Genomic DNA, 24,335 nt, shown 5'->3' with positions numbered 1-24,335 from the left:
GCGGCTGCCGGTGATCGACTGCGGTCATGCCGCTGCTGATGATCGACCTCGACAACACTCTGGTGGACCGGGACACCGCCTTCGGTGCAGCGGCGGCCGCCTTCCTCGCCGAGCACGCCCTGCCCGCCGATGACCTCGCCTGGCTGCTCACCCTCGACGCGAGCGGCTACGCGCCACGGCGGGAGGTCGCCGGGGCCATGACCGACCGCTACGGCCAGGCGGTCCCCGTCTCCGCCGTACGCAGGTTCCTCGATCACGGCGCCGCCGAACGCGTCACCCTGCCCGAGCCCACCCGACGCGCTCTCGACAGGGCCCGCGCCGACGGCTGGACCTGCGTGATCGTCACCAACGGCCGGGTCGTCCAGCAGGAGACGAAGATCCGCAACACCGGCCTGGACAGCCTCGTGCACGGATGGGTGGTCTCCGAGGCGGTCGGCCACAAGAAGCCCGCACGGCAGATCTTCGAGGCGGCAGCAACCACCGTCGGAGCATCCCTCGACGGCGCCTGGCTGATCGGCGACTCACCGCACGCCGACATCCAGGGCGCCGTCGGCATCGGCGCCCGCAGCGTGTGGGTCTCGGGCGGTCGCTCGTGGGCCGAGACGGCGTACCGACCCACACAGACCGCCACCGACGCCGCATCGGCCATCGACTACGTGACCGGTCACGTCCCCGGCTACGGTACGAACTCGATCTCGGGGTAGCGCGCGGACGGCCCGGACAGCAGATGGCCGTCCCGGCCGCGCAGATGGAGGTCGAAGAAGGCGGCCAGGTAGGCACGTTGGGCGGTGACGGCCCGGTCGGCGTCGATCGTGCCGATGGTGTTGGTCAGGTAGGCGATCACCTCGGGTGCCAACGGCAGTGCCTTTTCCAGCTGTTGGGCCAGGGGCGACAGGTCGGTGTACGTCATGTGCCGCGAGTCGCGCAGCCGCAGGTCGAGGCGCCAGCCGCGCAGATGCGACCAGAAGTCGGCCCAGGTGGCGTCGGTGTCGCGGCCATGGACCGCGCTGCCCATCAGCAGGAAGGGCCGGTCGAGGCCGGCGGTACGGGCGGCCCCGTGGACGGCTCCGTCCAGGTTGACGCCGACGCGGATGCGGCGGTCCCGCACCATGACCTCGGCCGTCGTGTCGCCGCCGAGCGAGTGCCCGAACATGCCGATGCGGGACAGGTCGAGGCTTCCGCGCAGGCACCGGGGCAGCGGACGGTGCCCGGCGTCGGGGTTCCGCCCGGCGTTCAGCTGCACCAGCGTGTCCAGCACGAACCGGATGTCGTCCTGGCGCACTCCCAGTGCCTTGAGGATGTCGTCATCGGACGCGTCGGCCGGCTGCCTGCTCAGCTCCAGGCGGCCGCCGGGGAACTCCACGACCGGGGCCTCGTAGGTGTGGTCGACGGCGACGACCACAAAGCCATGGCCGGCGAGGTCCTCGACCAGGGCGGTGCCGAGCGCACGGACCGAGCCGTATCCCGCGGAGAACAGCACGACCGGACGGCCGCGGTGACCGGCCGCGACCGGGGCGTCCACGGCGGCGTGGGTCACGGGAAGGTCGACGTCGTCCAGGGAAGTCCGCACCTGCTGCGCGACCTGCCGCTTCCACACCGCCTCCGCCCCGGGCGGCAGCCAGGGCGCACGCGGTCGGCCGTACGCATCGGACGTCGGGTACCAGAGGCTGACCATCAGTTCGCGTGGCGCGGCGGCCGACGTCCACGGGTCCCGGCGCGAGGAGTCGACGAGGTGCAGCTCCGTCGTGCCGACCGGCGACGGTCCCGTCGGCCCCGGCAGCGTCAGCCGTATCCGCTCCGCCCGCTGCCCGGTCCCCGCCCACGCGGTCCGCCCGGTGCCCGCCACGAGGCCCGCCGCCCCGGCCGCCGCGAGTAACGATCTTCTTGCCATTCCGCTCATCAGAACCCCCGCGTCCTGGAGAACCGTCCGTCGAGGCCTCGAGGTGCCCGAGGTGTCTCAGGAACCGGCGCCCAGGAGCAGATCGCCGACCGCCTCGACCCCTTCGATGATCGCACGCTCCGTCAGATCGCCGAATCCCAGGACGAGTTGGGGCGGAGAGGCGACTCCCGAGGAGCGGCAGGCGCTCATTCCGTACAGGCCGACTCCACGAGCGCGGGACTCCGTCACCACGACCCCCTCGTCGGTCCCGGACGGCAGGTGCGCCACCGCGTGGAACCCCGCCGCCAGACCCGACAGCCGTACGGACGGGGCGTGTCGGGACAGGGCGGAGACAAGGGCCGTACGGCGGGTCGCGTACGTCGTGCGCATACGGCGCAGATGGCGGTCGTAGCGGCCGGACTCGATCAGACGGGCGAGGGCGAGCTGGTCGAGGGCAGGTGAGCCGCGGTCGGCGATGCGTTTGAGGCCGGTGAGGGGTTCGGCGAGTACCGGAGGGCACAGCAGCCAGCCCAGGCGCAGGGCGGGGGCCAGGGACTTGCTGACCGTGCCGATGGAGATCACCCGGTCGGCGGCCAAGCCCTGGAGGGAACCCACCGGTTCGCGGTCGTAGCGGAACTCGGCGTCGTAGTCGTCCTCGATGACGTACGCGTCCCGGCGCGCCGCCCACTCGGTCAGGGCGTGCCGGCGTTCGGGCGCGAGCACCACACCCGTCGGCCACTGGTGCGCCGGGGTCACGATCACCGCCCGGGCACCGGTCGCCTCCAACTGCCGTACGTCGAGGCCCGCTTCGTCGACCGGGACGGGTACGGCCGTCAGGCCCGCCGCCTTGGCGGCCGCCGTCGCGGTGGCCGGGGCGCCCGGGTCCTCGTACGCCACCACGCGCACCCCGGAGTCGGCGAGGGCGCGCAGGGCGAGGCCGAGGCCCTGTGCGTAGCCGGAGCAGACGACGGTACGGGCGGGATCGGCGGCGGCGCCGCGCACGCGCCGCAGGTATCCGGCGACGACCTCGCGCAGGGCCGAACTGCCCCGCGAATCACCGTAGTCGAGGTCGGCGGTCGGCATGGTGCGGGCCGCCTCCCTGGTCGCCCACAGCCAGTCGGCGATCGGGAACGACGTCAGGTCCGGGACGCCGTGCCGGAAGTCGGCGATCATGCGGGGGCCGGCGTCGGGCGCGGGCGCCGCGGGGACGGACTCCACCTGGGCGCAGTCCGCGACGCGGGTGGCCGAGCCGACGCGGGTGACGAGGTAGCCCTCGGCCTGGAGCTGGGCGTAGCAGTCCTGGACGAGCCCCCGGGACAGACCGAGGACGCGGGCGAGTTCGCGGGAGGACGGGAGGCGTTCGCCGGCCTGCAGCCGACCCGAGCGGATCGCGTCGCGCAGCTGCCGCTCGAGCTGCGCGCAAAGCCGCTCCCCGCCGTCCCGGTCGACGGTCAGAAGCAGCTCGGGTGACAAACCGGCCCACTGCACAGGCATGGAATTGGAGCTTAGCGGGGAGCCGGTCGCTCCCTAGCGTCGTATGCATGACGACTTCCGACGCCCTTCGGCCGACCGCCCCTTCGACCGCCCGGCCGCCCCTGCTGACCCGGCCCCTGCTGCTGCGCTTCGTGAGCCTGATCGGCGCGAGTGTCAGCTTCTTCCTGTTGCTGTCGGTGGTGCCCGCCTACGCCGCCGAGGCGGGCGGCGGGAGCGGTGCGGGTCTGGCCACCGGCTCCCTGATGCTCGCCACGGTTCTCGGCGAACTGGTCACTCCCCGGCTCGTCGCGCGCTTCGGATACCGGGTGACCCTGATGGCCGGCCTGTTCCTGCTCGGCGCCCCGGCCGTGGTGCTGACGGCCTCGGGGAGCATGGCGTGGATCGTGGCGGTGTGTCTGGTGCGCGGCCTGGGCTTCGCGCTCACGATCGTCGCGGGCGGCGCCCTGACCGCGTCCCTGATCCCGGCGGAGCGACGCGGCGAGGGCCTGGCCGTGGTGGGCGTGGTCTCCGGAGTGCCGTCGCTGGTCGCCCTGCCGCTGGGCCTGTGGCTCGCCGGGCACGCGGGGTACGGGACGGTCGCCGTGATCGGCGGTGCGGCGGCGCTGGCCGCGATCGTCCCGGTGCTCGGACTGCCGGACCGGCAACCGGAGTCGGAGGGGTCGGTGGGTGTGGTCCGCGGGCTGCGCACGGGCGCCCTGCTGCGTCCCGTCCTCGTCTTCGCCGCCACCGCCACGGCCGCCGGAATCCTGGTCACCTTCCTGCCGCTGGCCGTCCCGCCGGCGTCCGCCCCGGTCGTCGCGGTGGCCCTGTTCGTGCAGCCCGCCGCCTCGACCGTGACCCGCTGGCTGGCGGGCCGGTACGGCGACCGGCACGGCAGCGCCCGGCTCGTCCTGCCCGGCCTGTTCCTGTCGGCGGCGGGCGTACTGGTCACCGCCGCGACCGGCAGCCCGGTCGCCGTCGTCGCGGGCACCGCCCTGTTCGGCGCCGGCTTCGGCATCGCCCAGAACGCCACGCTCACGCTGATGTACGCCCGGGTCTCCGCCTCGTCGTACGGCACGGTCAGCGCCCTGTGGAACCTCGCCTACGACGGCGGCATGGGCGTCGGCGCAGCGGGCTTCGGCGTCCTGGCGGGCCTGACCGGCTATCCGTGGGCGTTCGCGGTGACGGCGGCGCTGATGCTGGGCGCGCTGGTCCCGGCCCTGCGTGACCGCAGCCACTGATTATTGAAAACGATTATCATCATGCTAACGTCGGCGCCTGCCCTTGACCACCCCTTTACCCGGAGGGTTCCGTGCGCCTGCCCGCCCGTCACCTGTTCTCGGCCGCCGTGGCGTCCACCCTGCTCACCGGCTGCTTCTCGGGAACGCCCGCCGAGGAGGGCGGTGACGGCAAGCGCATCCGCCTCGCGATGATGCAGCCCCCGCGCTCGGGGCTGTCGCCTCTCTCCGACGACGCCTTCAAGCTGTCGCGCTGGTCGACCGCCGAGACCCTGGTGAAGCTGGACGCGGACGGCGACGCCGAACCCGCGCTCGCCACCAAGTGGACCCAGTCCGGCCGGAGTTGGACCTTCGAGATACGTCACGGAGTCACCTTCCACGACGGCACGGAGCTCGACGCCGAGGCCGTCGTCCGCTCCCTCACCGAGGCGGCGACCGCCTCCCCCAAGCCCCGCATTCTCGACGGCGTGGAGCTGACCACCGAGGCGCACGGAGACACCGTCGTCGTCACGACGGCCGACGAGGACCCACTCGTCCCACAGCGGCTCAGCTCGCCGCAGCTGTCGATCCTCGCGGCGAAGGCGTACCGCGGGAAGACGGTGAACCCGGTCGGCGCGGGCACGGGGCCCTTCGAGCTCGTATCCGTCGACGGCACCTCCTCCGCCACCCTCGACCGCTACGACGCCTACTGGGACGGCAGGGCCAAGTCCCCCGGAATCGACGTGAAGTTCGTGCCCGACGGCACCGCCCGCGCCGCGGCGCTGCGCAGCGGCGAGGCCGACATCGTCGAGGCGGTGCCCGTCTCGCAGGCCGCGCTGCTCGACGAGGACCTGATCACCGAGGTCCCGATGCCGCGCACGAACACGCTGTACCTCAACACGGCGAAGGGCCCCTTCAAAGACGCCTCCCTGCGGGCCGCCGCCCGCGAGGCCGTCGACGCCGAGTCGATCGTGAAGGGCGTGTACGAGGGCCGCGCCGACGTCGCCGAGGGGCTGCTGGGGCCCGCGCTGCCCTGGGCGGCCGGGCTGCGCAAGCCGGTGTCCCACGCGAAGGCGGGCGACCCGGCCGGCAAGGCCGTCACCATCGGCACCTTCACCGACCGCGCCGAACTGCCCGAGGTCGCGGCCGCACTGCAACAGCAGCTGCAGAAGGCCGGGTTCAAGGTGAAGCTGGACGTCCGCGAGTACGCGAACATCGAATCCGACGCGCTGGCGGGCGAGTTCGACGCGTTCGTCCTCTCCCGCGCGACGGTCCTCGACTCCGGCGACCCGGCCGCGTACCTGTACAGCGACTTCGCCTCCGACGGCTCCTTCAACATCTCCCAGCTCACGGACAGGACCGTGGACAAGGCGCTGCACAAGGCGGGCGGGACCGCGACCGGCGAGGCCCGGCGCAAGGCCGTCGTCGCGGCCGAGACCGCCGTGCTCGCCACCGACGCCGCCGTGCCGATGCTCCACGAGCGTGTGATCCAGGGCGATGCCGCCGCAGTGGTCGGCGCCGCCCACGACCCGCGCGAGCGGGAGCTGGTCACGGCGGGCACCTACGTCAAGTGAGCGTCCGCAGAAGGGGATTGCCGACCCGCGCCGGGGCGACCCGCGCTCTCTGTCTCGTCGCCGTCGTGGCCACAGTGGGCCTCCTGCCCTGGCTCTCCGGCAAGGACCCCGCGCTCACGGTCCTGCGCGCCCGCTCCGCCGAGCAGGAGCCCACACAGGAGGCCCTGGACGCGATCCGCCATGACCTGGGCCTGGGCGCGGGCCCCCTTTCCCTGCTGGGGAGTTGGGCCGGCGGCCTGCTGCACGGCGATCTCGGCACCTCCTGGGTGTCGGGCACGGACGTCCTGCCGTCCGTCGTCGCCGGGCTCCAGGTGTCGCTGACGCTGATGGGCGCGGCCTTCGGGGTGGCGGTGCTGCTGGCGTGCGCGCTGGTGGCGCCGGTGCCGGCACGGGGGCGGGCCTCGGCCGGGGCATGGGCCGCGATGCTCGCCGCCGTACCCGAATTCCTGCTGGCCACCGTGGCGTTGCTGGTGTGCGGGGTGTGGCTGCGATGGCTGCCGACGTCGGGCTGGCAGGGACCCGAGTACCTGGTGCTGCCCGCCCTCGCCCTCGGCATCCCGGCGGGCGGACTGCTCGGCCGACTCGTCGCGGACGCGCTTCCGGCCGTGCTGGACGAGCGGTGGGTGGAGCTGTGGCGGGGAGCGGGCGTAAGCCGTGCGCGTGTCGCGGCTGCCGCGCTTCGGCGCGTACTGCCGCCGCTGGTCCCGCAGTTCGGGATGGTCGCCGTCGGCCTGACCGGTGGCGCGGTCGCGGTGGAGACCGTGTTCGCCGTGCCGGGCATCGGGCGTACGGCGCTGGGCGCGGCCAAGTCGCAGGACCTGCCGCTGCTGCAGGGCGCGGTGCTCGCACTGCTGCTGCTCGGGCTGGTCACGGGCGCGGCGGCGGCGTTCACACGGCGTCGGCTGCTGGGACCGGCGCTGCGTGACGCCTCGCTCAACCTGCCGCCGGCCCGTCCGGTCCGTACACACCCGGCGATCCCGTTGACCCTGTTCACAGCACTCGCCGTGACGATCGGCCGGGGCCTGCTGCGCGACCCGTATGCCGTACACACCACAGCCAGGCTGGCAGCCCCCTCCTGGTCCCACCCCCTCGGCACCGACGGCCTCGGCCGCGACGTCCTCGCCCGGCTCGGGCACGGGGCCGCCCCGACGGTCGGCACGGCAGCCGCCGTATGCCTGCTGAGTCTGCTGCTCGCGCTGGCGCTCGGTTTCCTGCCCGCCGTCGCGGCGGGCGCGGCCGACATCGCCAACGCGCTGCCCCCGGTGATCGTGGGCATCCTGGTCGCGGCGGCCGCCGGGCCGGGCACCGGCGGCGCGGCCCTCGCGGTCGCCCTGATCTCCTGGCCGCCGTTGGCCGCACACGCGGCGGCGCTGGTGCAGGAGGTGCGCGCGTCGTCCTTCCTGACCGCCCAACGGGCCATCGGCGCATCGCCGTTGTGGATCCTGACCAGGCATGTCCTCCCGTCCGTCGCCGCTCCCGTCGCCCGGCACGCCCTCCTCCGCCTGCCCGGCATCGCCCTCGCCCTGGCCTCCCTCGGCTTCCTCGGCCTGGGCGCCCAGCCGCCCGCCCCCGAGTGGGGCCTGCTGCTCGACGAGTCCCGCGCCTACGTGGAACGGGCCCCGTGGGCGGCCCTCGCCCCGGCGGTGGCACTGGCCCTGCTGGCGGGACTGGCGGTGTCGGGGGCGGCGTATGCGCAAGGACGGCGTGGCACCCGCGTCACGGTCATGAAGAAGGAGACCCCCGTTGGAGTCTGAAGCACCGGGGGCTGCGGAGCCGCTGCTCTCCGTCCGCGATCTGCGCATCGCCTTCGACGGCATCGAGGCCGTACGCGGCCTGTCCTTCGACGTCCGCCCCGGCGAAGTCCTGGCGCTCGTCGGCGAGTCGGGCGCCGGCAAGTCCCTCACCGCGCGGGCGCTGCTGGGGATGGTGCCGCGGGGCGCGACGACCGGCGGGAGCATCCGGCTGCGGGGCTCCACGGATCTCGCCGCCCAGCGCGGCCGCCGTATCGCGCTCGTCCCCCAGGACGCCCTGTCCGCCCTCTCCCCCGTCCACCCCGTCGGCGACCAACTCGCCGCCGCCGTACGGTCGGTGAGCCGCGTCCCCCGCAAGGAGGCCCGGGCCCGGGCCGTCGCCGCGCTCGAACGCGTCGGCATCCCCGACGCCGTACGCAGGGCACGCGCCTACCCGCACGAGTACTCCGGCGGCATGCGGCAACGGGCGGTCATCGCCATGGCGACGATCAACGAACCGGACGTCCTGGTCGCCGACGAGCCGACCACCGCGCTCGACGAGGCACGCCGGGACCAGGTGCTGAAGGTCCTCGGCGAGCAGCGCGAGGCCGTCGGCGCGGCGCTCGTCCTGGTCACGCACGACCTCGACGCCGTACGCCACCACGCGGACCGCGCACTGGTCATGTACGCCGGACGCCTCACCGAACTCGGCCCGGCGGACCGGGTGTTGACCCGGCCCCTCGCCCCGTACACCGCGGGGCTGCTGGCCGCCCTGCCCCGGAACGCCCGGGGCCGCCGCCTCCCCACCCTCCCCGGCACACCACCCGCCCCGGGCGCGCTCCCGCCGGGCTGCGCCTTCGCTCCGCGCTGCACTCTCGCGACGGACCTCTGCCGTCGCAAGGAGCCGGAGCCGCAGCGGGCGGACGGCCGCCTGGTCGCCTGCCATCACCGGGAGGAGGCGTGAGCACACCCCTGCTCGACGTCCGCGACCTCGTGGTCCGATACGGCACAGTGACCGCCGTGGACCACGTGTCCTTCTCCCTCGCCCCCGGCGAGACCCTCGCCCTGAACGGCCCGTCCGGCTGCGGCAAGTCGTCCACCGCACTGGCGGTGCTCCACCTGCGCCGCCCGGACGCGGGCGAAGTCCACTTCGAGGGACGGGAGTTGACGCGACTCCCCGAACGCGAGCTCCGCCCTCTCCGCCCCCGTATGCAGCCGGTCTTCCAGGACCCCTACGGCTCCCTCAGCCCCCGCCACCGCATCCGCGACGCGGTGGCCGAACCCCTGAAGGTCCAGGGCCGCTGGAACGGCACCGACGGCCCGGCCCGGGTGGCCGAACTCCTCGACCGGGTCGGCCTGGACCCCTCGTACGGAGACCGCCGGCCGCACGAGCTCTCCGGCGGTCAGTGCCAACGCGTGGGAATCGCCCGGGCCTTGGCCTCCGACCCGCGCCTGCTGGTCCTCGACGAACCGGTGTCCGCCCTGGACCCGTCCGTCCGGGCCGGCGTACTGAACCTGCTGGCCGACCTCCAGGACGAGCTCGGCCTCGGATACCTGTTCATCTGCCACGACCGGGCGGTGGTACGGCACTTCGCGGACCGCGTGCTCGAGATGCGGGACGGCCGCATCAGCCCTTCTGCGCCCCCGCGATCACCCGCCGCAGCCCCTCGGTGAGCTGCTCCGCATCGGTCGCCGTGTCCGGGTCGAAGAGCCACTGGACCATGAGGCCGTTGAGGATGGTCTGGTAGAAGCGGCCCTCCGAGTCGACGGTCTCCTTGTCGAGCTCGGCCTCAGGAACGCCGTTGAACATCGGCACGATCCCCGAGCGGCCCTGTTCCTGCGCCTCGGCGAGCAGCTTGCGCACCTCCTGCAGCCGGTCCGAGTGGATGATGACCTCGAGACTCAGCATCCAGACGGCCCGGGCCTCGGGCAGGGAACGGATGATGTTCGCCCACACCTCCTGGAAGCGCTCCAGCGACCCCGGGGCCGAGTCGGCCTCACCGCCCACGCCCCAGCCGGGGTCGAAGCTGTCGCCGAGGCCCTCGATCAGCGATACGTAGGCCTGCACCAGCAGTGCGTCCTTCGACCCGTAGTGGTAGCCGATCGAGGCCAGGTTGGTCCCCGACTCCTTGACGATGTCGCGCGCCGTGGTGCGCACGAACCCCTTCCCCAGCAGGCAGCGCTTGGCGCCTTCGAGCAGATCCTCACGGTGTCCCATGCCCGCCACCCTACCCCCGATCCATACAACCGTCCTATACGTATGACTTATACAAACGTTCTAGACAAGCGTTTAAGACGTCCGTACAGTCCCTGGCATGACGAACTCGACGAGCACCACCACAACCCCGGCCGGCGGCCTCGCCGGCCGCCGCGAATGGACCGCACTGGGCGTGCTGATGCTCCCGCTGCTGCTGGTCTCGATGGACGTCTCGGTCCTCTACTTCGCGATCCCGGCGATCAGCGCGGACCTCGAGCCGAGCGGCACACAGCAGCTGTGGATCTTCGACATCTACGCCTTCGTCCTGGCCGGCCTGCTGATGACGATGGGTTCGCTGGGCGACCGCATAGGCCGCCGCAAGCTCCTCCTGATCGGCGCCGCCGCCTTCGGCACCGCGTCACTGATCGCGGCGTACGCGAACAGCGCCGAGACCCTGATCGCGGCCCGCGCGGTGCTCGGCATCGGCGGCGCGACCCTGATGCCGTCGACGATGGCGCTGATCCGCACGATGTTCACCGACCCCGGCCAGCGCGCGAAGGCGATCGGCATGTGGTCCGGCGTGATGACGGCCGGCATCGCGCTCGGCTCGGTGATGAGCGGTGTCCTCGTCCAGTACTTCTGGTGGGGCTCGGTCTTCCTGGTCAACCTGCCCGCGATGGCACTGCTGCTGGTCCTCGGCCCGTTCCTGCTGCCGGAGTCGCGCGACCCGAACCCGGGCCGCTTCGACTGGCCGAGCGTCCCGCTGTCGATGGCCGCGGTGCTCCCCGTCATCTACGGCCTGAAGGAGATCCCGTCGGAGGGCTGGCACGCCGAGTACGTCGTCTCGATCACCGTCGGCCTGCTCTTCGCGACCGCCTTCGTCCACCGCCAGCGCACCGCGGCCTCCCCGATGATCTCGCCAGCCCTGTTCCGCGGCCGTGGGTTCGCCCCCTCCGTCGTCCTCAACCTCATCGCCTCGTTCGCCATGATGGGCTCGGCGTTCTTCACCACCCAGTACCTGCAGTCGGTGCTCGACAAGAGCGCGATGGAGGCGGCCCTGTGGGCGCTGCTCCCCTCGGTGCCGATCGGCATGGCGGCCCCGCTGGCGACGGCGCTGGTCCAGAAGGGCGTCAACCGCGCGTACGTCGTCACCGCGGGCTTCGCGATCGGCGCGGCCGGCTACGCGCTGCTGGCTCTCGCGGACACGGACTCCCTCTGGCTGGTCCTGACCGCGTGCGGCGTCCTCGCTTCCGGCATCGTCATGGTCATCTCCCAGATCACGGACCTGGCGATGAGCAGCGCCCCGGTGGAACGGGCCGGCTCGGCATCCTCCCTGATGGAGACGGGCGCGGAGTTCGGCGGCGCCCTCGGGATGGCGGTCCTCGGCTCCATCGGTACGGCGGTCTACCGCCACGACATTCCGGCTTCGGCCCCGGACGCGGCGCGCGAGACGCTGGGCGGCGCGCTGGCGGTAGCAGGCCAACTGCCGGGGCGCGCGGGAGACGCCCTGGCGGCGACGGCCCGCGAGGCGTTCACGAGCGGGATGCAGGGGGCGGCGATCGCGGGTGTGGTGCTGCTGGTGGGAGCGGCGGCGCTGGCGGTGAGGGCGCTGCGGGGGATCCACGTGGCCGACAAGTAGGGAAAAGCAAAGGGCGGCTGAGCTGACTCACGTCAGCTCAGCCGCCCTTTTGTTCTGTCAGACGAGGTTCACCGAGCGGGCGAACGTCGCCCCGATCTCCGCCTCGACCTCGGTCAGCACCCCGGCGGGCACCGTGTCGTCGACGGTCAGCACGGCAAGCGCCTCGCCACCGGCAACGGCCCGCGAGACCTGCATACCGGCGATGTTGATCCCGGCCTCGCCGAAGATCCGACCCACCGTACCCACGACACCGGGACGGTCCTCGTACCGCAGCACCACCATGTGGTCGGCCAGCGCGAGGTCCACGTCGTACTCACCCACGGCGACGATCTTCTGCAGGTGCTTCGGCCCGGCCAGCGTGCCGGACACCGACACCTCCTCGCCGTTGCCCAGCGTGCCGCGCACGGTGACGACGTTGCGGTGGTCGGCCGACTCCGAGCTGGTGGTCAGCCGCACCTCGACGCCGCGTTCCTGCGCGAACAGCGGCGCGTTGACGTAGGAGACCGTCTCGTCGACGACGTCCTCGAAGACACCCTTGAGGGCGCTGAGCTCCAGCACCTTCACGTCGTGCTGGGTGATCTCGCCGTACACCTCGACGTCGAGGCGGACCGCGACCTCGCCGGCGAGCGCGGTGAAGATGCGGCCGAGGCGCTCCGCGAGGGGCAGGCCCGGCTTGACGTCCTCGGCGATGACGCCGCCCTGGACGTTCACCGCGTCGGGCACGAGCTCACCGGCGAGGGCGAGCCGCACCGAGCGGGCGACGGCGATACCGGCCTTCTCCTGCGCCTCGTCGGTGGAGGCACCGAGGTGCGGGGTGGACACGACCTGGTCGAACTCGAACAGCGGCGAGTCCGTGCACGGCTCCTTGGCGTAGACGTCCAGACCGGCACCGGCGACCCGGCCCTCCTTGAGGGCGGAGTACAGCGCCTCCTCGTCGACGATCCCGCCACGCGCGGCGTTGACGATGCGCACGCTCGGCTTGACCTTGCGCAGCGCCTCGTCGCCGATGAGGCCGAGGGTCTCGGGGGTCTTGGGCAGGTGGACGGTGATGAAGTCGGAGACCTCGAGCAGCTCGTCGAGGGACAGCACCTTGACGCCCATCTGCGCGGCGCGCGCGGGCTGGATGTAGGGGTCGTAGGCGACGACCTTCATCCCGAAGGCGGACATGCGCTGAGCGACCAGCGCACCGATCCGCCCCAGACCCACGACACCGAGGGTCTTCTCGGCGAGCTCCACACCCGTGTACTTGCTGCGCTTCCACTCGCCGTTCTTCAGCGCGGCGTTGGCCTGCGGGATGTGCCGGGCGGTGGCGATGAGCAGACCGCAGGCGAGCTCGGCGGCGGTCACGATGTTCGAGGTGGGGGCGTTGACGACCATCACGCCGGCCTTGGTGGCGGCGGAGACGTCGACGTTGTCCAGGCCGACGCCGGCTCGTGCGACGACCTTGAGCTTGTGGGCGGCGGCGATGGCCTCGGCGTCGACCTTGGTGGCGGAGCGGACCAGGATCGCGTCGACATCGGCGATGGCCGGGAGCAGTTCGGCTCGGTCCGCTCCGTTGCAGTGCCGGATCTCGAAGTCGGGGCCGAGCGCGTCCACGGTCGCGGGCGACAGCTCTTCAGCGATGAGTACGACGGGTTTCGAGCTCACGTGAGTCCTCACAAGTCCAATGCGGACGGCCGTCCCGACGGCCGCAGGCGGTGGAGGGTACTGGCCGCGTGGAAGACGCACGACGCTGTGGGCCTGACGCGTATGTACTACGGAAGTGTAGTGGCGCGGCGATGGTCGTCCTGCGCCTCTGCGGAAGGATCACCCGTCCGTGACTCGACGGGTTGGACAACGGGGCCGGAGCTGACTGCTCCGGCCCCGTCCCCTGAGGCTTAAGCCTCCTCGTCGACCCAGCTCATCAGCTTGCGCAGCTGCTTGCCGGTGGTCTCCAGCAGGTGCTCGGAGTCCGCGGTCTTGTACTCGTTGTACTTCTTCAGACCGCCGTGGTACTCGGCCATCCACTCACGCGCGAAGGTGCCGTCCTGGATCTCGGCGAGGACCTTCTTCATCTCGGCCTTGGTGGCGTCGGTGATGATCCGCGGGCCGGTGACGTAGTCGCCCCACTCGGCGGTCTCGGAGATCGACCAGCGCATCTTCTCCAGGCCGCCCTCGTACATGAGGTCCACGATCAGCTTCAGCTCGTGCAGGCACTCGAAGTACGCGATCTCCGGCTGGTAACCGGCCTCGGTCAGCGTCTCGAAACCGGCCTTGACCAGCGCGGCCGTACCACCGCAGAGGACGGCCTGCTCGCCGAACAGGTCGGTCTCGGTCTCCTCGGTGAAGGTCGTCTTGATGACGCCGGCCCGGGTGCCGCCGATGCCCTTGGCGTACGACAGCGCGAGCGCGAAGGCACCCCCGGTCGCGTCCTGCTCGACGGCCGCGATACACGGAACGCCGCGGCCCTCCTCGTACTGGCGACGGACGAGGTGGCCCGGGCCCTTGGGGGCGACCATGCAGACGTCGACGTTCGCCGGGGGCTTGATGAAGTCGAAGCGGATGTTCAGGCCGTGGCCGAAGAACAGCGCGTCGCCGTCCTTGAGGTTGTCCTTGATGGACTCCTCGTAGACCTGGGCCTGGATCGGGTCCGGCACCAGGATCATGATGACGTCGGCCTCGGCGGCGGCCTCGGACGGCGTCACCACGCGCAGGCCCTGCTCCTCGGCCTTCGCCTTGGACTTGGAGCCCTCGTGCAGACCGACACGGACGTCGACACCCGAGTCACGGAGCGACAGCGCGTGGGCGTGGCCCTGGCTGCCGTAACCGATGACCGCGACCTTGCGGCCCTGGATGATGGACAGGTCGGCGTCGGCGTCGTAGAACAGCTCGGCCACTTTGGGTTCTCTCCTTGTGTGCAGGTGTTGCGTCCCACCGTATGACGGCGGGCGGAAGTGAAGTTTCGGGGTCTCGGTATACGGGCGGCCGATGTCACCCGGCCGCCCGAATCCGTGGCTATGCCGACCGGTCGAGAGCGCGCAGCGAGCGGTCCGTGATCGAGCGGGCGCCGCGGCCGATCGCGATCGTGCCGGACTGGACGAGCTCCTTGATGCCGTACGGCTCCAGCATCTTCAGCATGGCCGACAGCTTCTCGCTGCTGCCGGTGGCCTCGATCGTCACGGCCTCCGGGGAGACGTCGACGGTCTTGGCGCGGAACAGCTGGACGATCTCGACGATCTGGGAGCGCGTCTCGTTGTCGGCGCGCACCTTCACCAGGACGAGTTCGCGCTGAACGGCCTGGGTGGGCTCCAGCTCGACGATCTTCAGCACGTTGACGAGCTTGTTGAGCTGCTTCGTCACCTGCTCCAGCGGCAGGTCCTCGACCCCCACGACGATCGTGATGCGGGAGATGTCGGGGTGCTCGGTGACGCCGACCGCGAGCGAGTCGATGTTGAAGCCGCGGCGGGAGAAGAGGGCGGCGATCCGGGCCAGGATGCCGGGGGTGTTCTCCACCAGGACGGAGAGCGTGTGCTTGGACATGGTCTTTTTACGTCTCTCTCGCTCAGTCGTCTTCGTTGTCGCCGAAGTCGGGGCGGACGTCCCGGGCGGCCATGATCTCGTCGTTGGAGGTGCCGGCGGCGACCATCGGCCACACCATCGCGTCCTCGTGGACGATGAAGTCGACAACGACCGGGCGGTCGTTGATCGAGTTCGCTTCCTCGATGACCTTGTCCAGGTCCTCCGGGGACTCGCAGCGGATCGCGTGGCAGCCCATGGCCTCCGACAGCTTCACGAAGTCGGGGACGCGGGTGCCCCTGGCCTCCGGGTTGACGTCGTTCGGGCCGGAGTGCAGCACGGTGTTGGAGTAGCGCTGGTTGTAGAACAGGGTCTGCCACTGGCGGACCATGCCGAGGGCGCCGTTGTTGATGACCGCGACCTTGATCGGGATGCCGTTCAGGGCGCAGGTGGTGAGCTCCTGGTTGGTCATCTGGAAGCAGCCGTCGCCGTCGATCGCCCAGACCGTCTGGTCCGGGGCTCCGGCCTTGGCGCCCATCGCGGCCGGCACCGCGTAGCCCATCGTCCCGGCACCGCCGGAGTTCAGCCAGGTGGCGGGCTTGTCGTATTCGATGAAGTGCGCGGCCCACATCTGGTGCTGGCCGACGCCCGCCGCGAAGATCGTGCCCTCCGGGGCGAGTTGGCCGATCCGCTCGATGACCTGCTGCGGGGAGAGCGAGCCGTCGTCGGGCAGGTCGTAGCCGAGCGGGTAGGTCTCGCGCCAGCGGGACAGGTCCTTCCACCAGGCGCTGTAGTCGCCCTGGTGGCCCTCGCTGTGCTCCTTCTGCACCGCCTGGATCAGGTCGGCGATGACCTCGCGCGCGTCACCGACGATCGGCACGTCCGCGGCGCGGTTCTTGCCGATCTCGGCCGGGTCGATGTCGGCGTGGACGATCTTGGCGTACGGGGCGAAGCTGTCCAGCTTGCCGGTGACGCGGTCGTCGAAGCGGGCTCCGAGGGCGACGATCAGGTCGGCCTTCTGCAGCGCGGTGACGGCGGTGACCGCACCGTGCATGCCCGGCATTCCCACGTGCAGCGGGTGGCTGTCGGGGAATGCGCCGAGCGCCATCAGGGTGGTGGTGACGGGCGCTCCGGTGAGCTCGGCGAGAACCTTGAGCTCGGCGGTGGCGTGTGCCTTGATGACACCGCCGCCGACGTAGAGGACGGGCCGCTTGGCGGAGGTGATGAGCTTCGCGGCCTCGCGGATCTGCTTGGCGTGCGGCTTGGTCACCGGGCGGTAGCCGGGCAGGTCCATGACCGGCGGCCAGGAGAACGTGGTCTTCGCCTGCAGGGCGTCCTTGGCGATGTCCACCAGGACCGGGCCGGGGCGGCCGGTGGCGGCGATGTGGAACGCCTGGGCGATGACCCGCGGGATGTCCTCGGCCTTGGTGACCAGGAAGTTGTGCTTGGTGATCGGCATCGTGATGCCGACGATGTCCGCCTCCTGGAAGGCGTCCGTACCGATCGCCTTGGAGGCCACCTGCCCGGTGATCGCCACGAGCGGCACCGAGTCCATGTGGGCGTCCGCGATCGGGGTGACCAGGTTGGTCGCGCCCGGTCCGGAGGTCGCCATGCAGACACCGACCCGGCCGGTGGCCTGCGCGTAACCGGTGGCCGCGTGGCCGGCGCCCTGCTCGTGACGGACCAGGACGTGGCGCACCCGGGTCGAGTCCATCAGCGGGTCGTACGCGGGAAGGATCGCACCGCCGGGAATGCCGAATACCGTGTCGGCCCCGACCTCCTCGAGAGAGCGGATGAGGGACTGCGCACCCGTGACGTGCTCGGGTGCGGACTGCTGTCCTCCGGATCGGGGCCGCGGTTGCGGATGGGCCCCGGTGGCCTGCTCGGTCATCGTCAGTCTCTTCTCGATGCTGAGGGTTTTTGCGAGGTTTGTGCGGTGTTCAGACGCTGCACGACTGGTGCCTGTGCAACAAAAAACCCCTCGTGCCGTAAGGCAAGCGAGGGGAGCGCGCCGGGTGTGGTCGCTGGGAGTTCCGGGTCCGTCCGGACATCACCAGCTCAGCCGACGCGCTTTCCAAGTACGAGAATTCGGGTGCGCATGGCACTGACCCTCCCCCCGACGCGCACCACGTGTCAAGTGGGTGGGACGGGAGTCTCATTATGTGAGCGGAGGGCACTTCCGCCTCCCAGAACGGCGGGCACACCACTTGTGTACACCCCTGCGCCGCCACCCGCGAACGCGGGCTCGATCGGACCGTGCGGCACCGGATAGTGGCCGGATCCGAGCGCCCGGCGCAGCCGGTACTCGTCCAGCGGACCGGAGAACGCCATGCCCTGCCCGTGCGTGCAGCCCATCGCGCGCAACGCGACCACCTGCTCCGGCAGGTCCACGCCGTCGGCCACGGACTGCAGCCCGAGGTCGGTCGCGATCCTGAGCAGCCCGCTGGTGATCTTGTGCAGCCGCGCGGACTCGACGACGCCCTCGACCAGACTGCGGTCGAGTTTCAGTACGTCGACGGGGAGCCGTCGTAGCGCTGTGATCGCCGCATAGCCGCTGCCGAAGCCGTCCAGGGCGATCCGGACGCCGAGCCTGCGCAGGGCGCCCAGACGTCGTTCCAGTTCCTCCAGCGAGACCTTGGGGTCGGTGTCGGACAGCTCGATCACCAGCGCCCCGGACGGCAGCCCGTGCCGGGTCAGCAGGGCCTCGATCGAGCCGAGCGGCATCGACCGGTCCAGCAGCCGCCGGGCGCTCATCCGGACCGCCACGGGCACGGCGAGCCCGGTCGCGGTGCGCTCGGCGGCCTGCTCGACGGCCTCCTCCAGAATCCAGCGGCCCAGCTCGGCGGTCTTGTCGCTGTCCTCGGCGACCCGCAGGAACTCGGCCGGCGTGAACAGCACTCCCTGCGAGGACCGCCAGCGCGCCTGGGCCTCGACCGAGGCGATCCGGCCGTCCTCCAGGCAGACCACGGGCTGGTGCAGCAGGGCGAACTCGCCGTCGTGCAGTGCGGCACGCAGGCGCGTCGCCAGCTCCGCCTTCCGTACGACGTCCTGCTGCATCTGCGGGGCGTACAGCTCGACGCGGCCCTTGCCGGCCCCCTTGGCGCGGTACATGGCGAGGTCGGCGTTGCGCAGCAACTCGCCCGCACCCAGGCCCGGTTCGGCGAAGGCCACACCGATGGAGGCCGCCACCCGGACATCGTTGCCGTCGATCATGTACGGCTGCGAGAGCGTGATCCTGAGGCGGTCGGCGAGCTCCAGGATGTGCCGTTCGCGCGCTGAGCGGTCACGGGCACCGTCCCCGACGATCAGGGCCGCGAACTCGTCACCGCCGAGCCGGGAGGCGGTGTCGCCCTGCCGCACCGCGTCCTGGAGTCTGCGGGCGGCCTGGACGAGCAGTTCGTCCCCGGCCTGGTGCCCGATCGTGTCGTTGACGGCCTTGAAGCCGTCGAGGTCGATGAAGAGGACGGCCGTGCCGCGCAGGGCCACCCGGTCGGAGGCGCGACGGCCGGACAGGGCCTGCTGGACCCGCTTGGTGAACAGGGCGCGGTTGGGCAGGTCGGTGAGCGGGTCGTGCTCGGCGTTGTGCTGCAGCTGCGCCTGGAGGCGCACCCTTTCGGTCACGTCCCGGCTGTTGAAGATGAGGCCGCCGTGGTGGCGGTTGACGGTGGACTCGACGTTGAGCCAGCCGCCGTCGCCGGACCGGAAGCGGCATTCGATGCGGGTGGTGGGTTCCTCGGGCGGGCTGGCGGCGAGGAAGCGGCGCACCTCGTGCACCACGCAGCCCAGGTCCTCCGGGTGGATGAGATTGGCCAGTTCCGTACCCACCAGCTCCTCGGCGGGGCGTCCGTAGACCCCGGCGGCGGCCGGGGAGACGTACCGGAGGATGCCGTTGGGAGCGGCGATCATGATGACGTCGCTGGAGCCCTGCACCAGGGAGCGGAAGTGGTTCTCCTTCTGTGCCAGTTCCTGGGTGAGGGTGATGTTGTCGAGCAGCATGATGCCCTGGCGCACCACGAGGGCGAGCACGACCGTGCCGCCGGTCAGGAGCACCACTCGGTCGACGCTGCGGCCGTTGAGGACGTTGTAGAGGATCCCCAACGTGCAGACGGCGGCGGCGAGATAGGGCGTGAGCGCGGCCAGGGAGCCGGCGATCGGCCGGGCGGCCGGATACCGGCTGTGATCACCCCCCTGGGGCGTTGCATGGTGCTGGTGCGTGCCGCCCCGGAGGCCTGGCATGTGTTCGTGCACCACGCGCGTGTGCCCGTCCTCCTCCGCGGCCGGCCGGCCGTGCCGGGGTGCGGCCCAGGGGGCGTACGCGAGGAGCAGGGAGCCGGCGAACCAGCCCGCGTCGAGCAACTGGCCCGAGTGGTAGTTGTTGTGCAGCAGCGGCGAGGTGAACAGGGCGTCGCACATCACCGTCAGCGCCAGTGCGCCGATGGCGGTGTTGACCGCGGTGCGGTTCACCGCCGAGCGCCGGAAGTGCAGTGCGAGCACCATGCTGACCAGGGCGATGTCCAGCAGCGGATACGCCAGCGACAGCGCGGTGTGCGCGACGCTCGGCCCGTCGAACTTGGCCGCCTGGGCGAGCGCGAGGCTCCACGACAGCGTGAGCAGCGAGCCGCCGATCAGCCAGGCGTCCAGCGCCAGGCAGACCCAGCCGGCCTTGGTCATCGGCCGCTTGGCGAGCACCAGGAGTCCCACGATGGCGGGCGGCGCGAAGCACAGGAAGAACAGGTCGGCATAGCTCGGGGTGGGCACCGGCTGCCCCAGCACGACCTCGTACCACCCCCAGACCGCGTTGCCCAGGGCCGCCATCGCCGAGGAGAGGGCGAACAGCAGCCAGGCGGATCGAAAGCGGATACGGCGGCTACGGGCGTAGAGGAAGAGCGAGACTGCGGCGGTGCCCGCCGCGGCGCTCAGCCCGAAGTCACCCATGATCAGCGCGACTTCGCTCGAACCCCAGTCGAACGCGGAACCGACGGCGTATCCCGCGCAGACCAGGGCCAGGACGAGTTGGTGGACCAGGCTCGACCCGCCGCGGAAGGCCGGCGGACGCCGCAGCGGCCTCCGCGAGGGCCGTGCGCGCAGCGCCCGGTCGAGGGTGGTCGTGGGAGGCAGCGGCGAGCTCACCGGATCCTCCTGGTCCGCGCCGCTCCCGGGTCCCGCGGGTCCAGGTGCGCTGGGTGCGCATGCCTCCGGCGGCTGCTGTGCCTGCGCTGGTGATGGTTGTGACGGCAGCCGTGACTGCCGTGGTGACCGCGTCTGCGCGCGGCCGTACGCCAGGGTCGCCTCCGGCGGCCCCGTCGCGTCGGATCGCTCGCCCATAGGCCGTGCATCGCCCGTCGCCCCCCTCACAGTCTGAAATGTCCATCCCCGGCGCCGAACGGTTCGCGGCGCAGCCCCTGCTCGGGACGATACACCAGTCTCGTCACTCAGGGACATAGTTCCTCTACGCTCCGTGACGACCAGCGGCGATGCGAGCACGGACCGCATCCGCAAGGTTGCGGAGGGTACCGGAAACGGATTACACGCCTGTTGCGCCCGTCGCGCGGATCGCGCGCCGGACGCTCAAGTCGTCGGGGTCACGCGCCGGTTGCGCCTGTCGTAAGGATCACGTTGCGCAAGGGCTCCTGGTTCACGAATCGGGTCAACTGGTCCACGAGCAGCCGCTTGGCGCGGGGCAGGAACGCGGACGTGGGACCGCCGACGTGGGGGCTGATGAGGACGCCGGGGGCGCGCCACAGGGGGTGTTCGGCGGGCAGCGGCTCGGGGTCGGTGACGTCCAGAGCGGCGCTGATACGTCCGCTCTCCACCTCGGCGAGCAGCGCCTTGGTGTCGACGACGGGACCTCGGGAGACGTTGACGAGGAGCGCGCCGTCCTTCATGCGGGCGAGGAACTCGGCGCCGGCCAGGCCACGGGTGGTCTCGGTCAGGGGCGTGATCAGGACGACGACGTCCGCCTCGGGGAGCAGGGCGGGCAGGTCGGTGAGCGGGTGCACCGATCCGCGCTCCGTGGTGCGTGCGGAGCGCGCGACGCGCGCCACCCGCGCGACCTCGAACGGAACGAGCCGGTCCTCGATCGCGGATCCGATCGACCCGTACCCCACGATCAGCACGTTCTTGTCGGCCAGCGCTGGCCGGAACCCGCCGAGCCACTCCCCGCGCTCCTGCGCCCGCACGAAGTCGGGAATGCCGCGCAGCGAGGCCAGAATCAGCGTGAGCGCGAGCTCCGCGGTGCTCGCCTCGTGCACCCCGCGCGCGTTGCACACCCGCACGCCCGGCCGCAGGTCGTTCAGCCCCGGCACCAGGCTGTCGATGCCGGCCGACAACGTCTGCACGACCTCCACGGAGCTCAGCCGCGGCAGGGGCCGCACCGCGACCTCGGCGGGCTTCATGTAGGGGACGACGTAGTAGGCGCAGTCGGCGGGCTCTGCGGGGAAGTCCTCCTCGCCGTTCCAGAAGCGGTAGTTCGGGCCCGCGGGCAGACCCTCGATCTCGTCCGGCGGGATGGGAAGCCACACGTCAGCAGTCATGTCAGGAGGCTATGTCAGGCCCCTGGGGGTGCAGAGGTTAGGTTGGGGGCTCGGCAGAGGGAGGGTCACGAGCAGGTGGAGCGCAGGACGATCGGCGCGAGGGCGCTCGCGGTGGGGGCCGTCGGACTCGGGTGCATGCCGATGAGCTGGGCGTACAGCGGGTCGCGGCAGCGGGGCGAGGAGTCGCTCAGGGCGGTGCACCGGGCGCTGGACCTGGGCTCGACGCTCCTGGACACGGCCGACATGTACGGCCCGTTCACCAACGAGCTGCTGGTGGGGCGGGTGTTGAAGGAGCGCCGCGAGGACGCCTTCGTGTCGACGAAGGTCGGGCTGCTGGTGGGTGAGCAGCACATCGTGGCCAACGGCCGCCCCGGCTATGTGAAGCGGGCCTGCGACGCGTCCCTGCGGCGCCTGCAGGCGGACGTGATCGACCTGTACCAACTGCACCGCGCCGACCCCGAGGTCCCGGTCGAGGAGACGTGGGGCGCGATGGCGGAGCTCGTACAGGCCGGAAAGGTACGGGCGTTGGGGCTGTGTGCGGTCGGCGCCCGCGGTGGCCGCCGGTCCGGCGGGCGGCTGCACGATGCGACGATCAGGCAACTCCAGCGGGTGCAGCAGGTGTTCCCGGTGAGCGCGGTCGAGGCCGAGCTGTCGGTGTGGTCGCCCGAGGCGCTGGAGTCGCTGGTGCCGTGGTGCGAGGCGCGCGGCGTGGGCTTCCTGGCCGCGATGCCGCTGGGCAACGGCTTCCTGACCGGCACGCTGACCCCCGGCGAGGGCTTCGAACCGGACGACGTGCGCGCCCGCCACCCCCGCTTCACCGCGGAGATGATGGCCGCGAACCAGCCGATCGTGGCCGGTCTGCGCCGGATCGCGGCCCGGCACGGCGACGACGTCACGCCCGCCCAGGTGGCGCTCGCGTGGGTGCTGGGGCAGGGTCGGCACGTGGTCCCGGTGCCCGGCACCAAGCAGGAGCGGTGGGTGGCGCAGAACGCGGCGTCGGTCCGGCTGAGCCTGACGGCACAGGACCTGGCCGAGGTGGCGGAGCTGCCGGGTGCGCGGGGATCGTGGGACTGAAACCGGGCGGGTGGCCGGGGTGTCTCCGATTCGGTCTCACTTGATCGGGAACCTGTGAGGCGCGAGCGGTGTAAGACAAGTAGCACCTGCACGCAGCACCTGCTGCTGGAGACCGCCGCGTCGAAGGGACCAAGATCGTGCGACAACGAGCTGTGTCGGCCGTGTTGGCCGCGACCGCGCTCCTGCTGACGGCCGGCTGTTCCTCCGACGGAGGGGGCGGAGGGTCCTCGGGCGACGGTGGCGGTAAGACATCGGGGAGCACGACGGCCCAGTCCTCCCCCTCGCAGCAGGCGGCCGAGCAGGGCCCGCCCGCCAAGGGCTCGGTCAAGGTGCTGCGGACGGTGACCACGGGCCTGAACACCCCGTGGGGCCTGGCCCCGCTGCCCGACGACAGCGCCCTGCTCGTCGCCTCCCGCGACGAGGGGACGATCACCAAGGTCGACGTGAAGACCGGCAAGAAGACCGAGCTCGGCAAGGTGTCCGGAGTCTCCCCCGCCGGAGAGGGCGGCCTCCTCGGCATCGCACTGTCCCCGGACTACGCCTCGGACCACATGATCTACGCCTACTTCACCTCGGCCTCGGACAACCGCATCGTGCGCATGCTGTACGACACGAAGAAACCGGCTGGCGAACAGCTGGGCGCGCCCGACACGATCTTCAAGGGCATCCCCAAGGGCTATATCCACAACGGCGGCCGGATCGCCTTCGGCCCCGACAAGATGCTGTACGCGGGCACGGGCGAGAGCGGCAACCGGGGGCTGGCCCAGGACAAGAAGTCCCTGGGCGGCAAGATCCTCCGCCTGACCCCGGAGGGCGACCCGGCCCCGGGCAACCCGTTCCCGAACTCCCCGGTGTACACCTATGGCCACCGCAATGTGCAGGGCCTGGCCTGGGACTCCAAACAGCGCCTGTTCGCCTCGGAGTTCGGCCAGGACACCTGGGACGAGCTGAACGCGATCAAGCCGGGCGCCAACTACGGCTGGCCGGACGCCGAGGGCAGGTCGTCCGACTCCGAGTACCAGAACCCGATAGCCCAGTGGCACACGGACGACGCCTCCCCGAGCGGCATCGCCTACGCCGAGGGCTCCATCTGGATGGCCGGCCTGAAGGGCCAGCGGCTGTGGCGCATCCCGCTGAAGGGCACGGAGGCCTCGGCCGACCCGCAGTCCTTCCTGCAGGGCAAGTACGGCCGCCTGCGCACCGTGGTCTCGGCCGGCGGCGACAAGCTGTGGCTGACGACCAGCAACACGGACGGCCGGGGAAACCCGAAGTCCGGGGACGACCGAATACTGGAGCTGCAGGTCGGCTAGAAGCTCACTCGTCGGCGGGAGGTGTCCCGTCCTCCCGCCGAGGCGGCCGTACGACGACCTTCCCGGACGCGAGATCTATCGGCCCGCGCCCGGGGTCGTTGTCCCCGACGTCCTCACGGGTCAGTTCCAGCCGTTTCTGTTCGTCGCGGGTGTGCTTGCGGCCGGGTGCGAAGAGTTCCTCGAAGGCGTTGAACATCGCTCTCCCCTCATTGGC

The 24,335-nt window shown here is 71.5% G+C and carries 19 protein-coding genes; 9 read left to right on the top strand and 10 right to left on the bottom strand.

Translation table 11 applies throughout. From position 1 onward, the window contains the following. Nucleotides 1-26 precede the first annotated feature (26 nt). Complete coding sequence (locus tag ACFY1L_RS32890) at nt 27-704, top strand: HAD family hydrolase (RefSeq protein WP_388832178.1); 678 nt, start codon at nt 27-29, stop codon at nt 702-704. Here ACFY1L_RS32890 and ACFY1L_RS32885 read toward each other — a convergent pair. Beyond that, a complete protein-coding gene (locus ACFY1L_RS32885) occupies nt 677-1,891 on the bottom strand; it encodes an alpha/beta hydrolase family protein (RefSeq protein ID WP_388832175.1) in 1,215 nt (404 codons plus the stop codon). The genes ACFY1L_RS32890 and ACFY1L_RS32885 overlap by 28 nt on opposite strands. A gap of 66 nt (nt 1,892-1,957) precedes the next feature. After that, nucleotides 1,958-3,373: a PLP-dependent aminotransferase family protein gene (locus ACFY1L_RS32880; protein ID WP_388832172.1), complete on the bottom strand. Its 1,416-nt coding sequence runs from the start codon at nt 3,371-3,373 to the stop codon at nt 1,958-1,960. Between the two features lie 47 nt (nt 3,374-3,420). On the opposite strand from ACFY1L_RS32880, the gene ACFY1L_RS32875 reads away from it, so the two are divergent. The 5 genes from ACFY1L_RS32875 (at nt 3,421) to ACFY1L_RS32855 (ending at nt 9,547) form a co-directional block, all read left to right on the top strand. Continuing rightward, nucleotides 3,421-4,593: an MFS transporter gene (locus ACFY1L_RS32875; protein WP_388832169.1), complete on the top strand. Its 1,173-nt coding sequence runs from the start codon at nt 3,421-3,423 to the stop codon at nt 4,591-4,593. Nucleotides 4,594-4,664: 71 nt separating this feature from the next. Continuing rightward, nucleotides 4,665-6,143, top strand: coding sequence for an ABC transporter substrate-binding protein (locus ACFY1L_RS32870; protein ID WP_388832166.1), 1,479 nt, complete (start codon nt 4,665-4,667; stop codon nt 6,141-6,143). A gap of 65 nt (nt 6,144-6,208) precedes the next feature. Next, entirely contained in the window at nt 6,209-7,897 is a 1,689-nt protein-coding gene (locus tag ACFY1L_RS32865) for an ABC transporter permease subunit (RefSeq protein ID WP_388832163.1), read from the top strand. After that, on the top strand, nt 7,887-8,837 hold the full coding sequence (locus tag ACFY1L_RS32860) for an ABC transporter ATP-binding protein (RefSeq protein ID WP_388832160.1): 951 nt from the start codon (nt 7,887-7,889) through the stop codon (nt 8,835-8,837). The genes ACFY1L_RS32865 and ACFY1L_RS32860 overlap by 11 nt, the downstream gene beginning before the upstream one ends. Beyond that, nucleotides 8,834-9,547, top strand: a complete 714-nt coding sequence (locus ACFY1L_RS32855; protein WP_388832158.1) for an ATP-binding cassette domain-containing protein — start codon at nt 8,834-8,836, stop codon at nt 9,545-9,547. The genes ACFY1L_RS32860 and ACFY1L_RS32855 overlap by 4 nt, the downstream gene beginning before the upstream one ends. Here the strand turns inward: ACFY1L_RS32855 and ACFY1L_RS32850 are convergent. Next, entirely contained in the window at nt 9,501-10,091 is a 591-nt protein-coding gene (locus ACFY1L_RS32850) for a TetR/AcrR family transcriptional regulator (protein WP_388832155.1), read from the bottom strand. The genes ACFY1L_RS32855 and ACFY1L_RS32850 overlap by 47 nt on opposite strands. 97 nt (nt 10,092-10,188) lie before the next feature. Here ACFY1L_RS32850 and ACFY1L_RS32845 point away from each other — a divergent pair, with 97 nt between their 5' ends. Then, nucleotides 10,189-11,709, top strand: a complete 1,521-nt coding sequence (locus ACFY1L_RS32845) for an MFS transporter (protein ID WP_388832153.1) — start codon at nt 10,189-10,191, stop codon at nt 11,707-11,709. 57 nt (nt 11,710-11,766) lie between these two features. Here the strand turns inward: ACFY1L_RS32845 and serA are convergent, their stop codons facing one another. From serA to ACFY1L_RS32815, 6 genes are all read right to left on the bottom strand, one after another. Next, nucleotides 11,767-13,356 carry a phosphoglycerate dehydrogenase gene (gene serA, locus ACFY1L_RS32840; RefSeq protein WP_388832150.1) on the bottom strand — a complete coding sequence of 530 codons (1,590 nt, stop codon included), beginning with the start codon at nt 13,354-13,356 and terminating at the stop codon, nt 11,767-11,769. A gap of 230 nt (nt 13,357-13,586) precedes the next feature. Next, on the bottom strand, nt 13,587-14,585 hold the full coding sequence (gene ilvC / locus ACFY1L_RS32835) for a ketol-acid reductoisomerase (protein ID WP_388832147.1): 999 nt from the start codon (nt 14,583-14,585) through the stop codon (nt 13,587-13,589). 118 nt (nt 14,586-14,703) lie between these two features. Beyond that, on the bottom strand, nt 14,704-15,228 hold the full coding sequence (gene ilvN / locus ACFY1L_RS32830) for an acetolactate synthase small subunit (RefSeq protein WP_361274090.1): 525 nt from the start codon (nt 15,226-15,228) through the stop codon (nt 14,704-14,706). 22 nt (nt 15,229-15,250) lie between these two features. Continuing rightward, nucleotides 15,251-17,095 (bottom strand): acetolactate synthase large subunit, encoded by a 1,845-nt coding sequence (locus tag ACFY1L_RS32825; RefSeq protein ID WP_388832144.1) that lies wholly within the window; start codon nt 17,093-17,095, stop codon nt 15,251-15,253. Between the two features lie 242 nt (nt 17,096-17,337). Beyond that, complete coding sequence (locus ACFY1L_RS32820; RefSeq protein ID WP_388832141.1) at nt 17,338-20,334, bottom strand: putative bifunctional diguanylate cyclase/phosphodiesterase; 2,997 nt, start codon at nt 20,332-20,334, stop codon at nt 17,338-17,340. A 452-nt stretch (nt 20,335-20,786) separates the two neighbouring features. After that, a complete protein-coding gene (locus tag ACFY1L_RS32815; RefSeq protein ID WP_388832138.1) occupies nt 20,787-21,737 on the bottom strand; it encodes a 2-hydroxyacid dehydrogenase in 951 nt (316 codons plus the stop codon). A gap of 75 nt (nt 21,738-21,812) precedes the next feature. On the opposite strand from ACFY1L_RS32815, the gene ACFY1L_RS32810 reads away from it, so the two are divergent. After that, on the top strand, nt 21,813-22,811 hold the full coding sequence (locus tag ACFY1L_RS32810) for an aldo/keto reductase (RefSeq protein WP_388832135.1): 999 nt from the start codon (nt 21,813-21,815) through the stop codon (nt 22,809-22,811). 152 nt (nt 22,812-22,963) lie between these two features. Beyond that, nucleotides 22,964-24,121 (top strand): PQQ-dependent sugar dehydrogenase, encoded by a 1,158-nt coding sequence (locus ACFY1L_RS32805; RefSeq protein ID WP_388832745.1) that lies wholly within the window; start codon nt 22,964-22,966, stop codon nt 24,119-24,121. Between the two features lie 4 nt (nt 24,122-24,125). Here the strand turns inward: ACFY1L_RS32805 and ACFY1L_RS32800 are convergent, their stop codons facing one another. Continuing rightward, entirely contained in the window at nt 24,126-24,317 is a 192-nt protein-coding gene (locus ACFY1L_RS32800; protein WP_388832132.1) for a DUF6191 domain-containing protein, read from the bottom strand. Nucleotides 24,318-24,335: the final 18 nt, after the last annotated feature.

Source organism: Streptomyces sp. NPDC001663, from assembly GCF_042893105.1.
Taxonomy (GTDB): domain Bacteria; phylum Actinomycetota; class Actinomycetes; order Streptomycetales; family Streptomycetaceae; genus Streptomyces.
The sequence above is the reverse complement of the archived record's forward strand: the minus strand, read 5'-3'. Positions and strand labels throughout refer to the sequence as shown.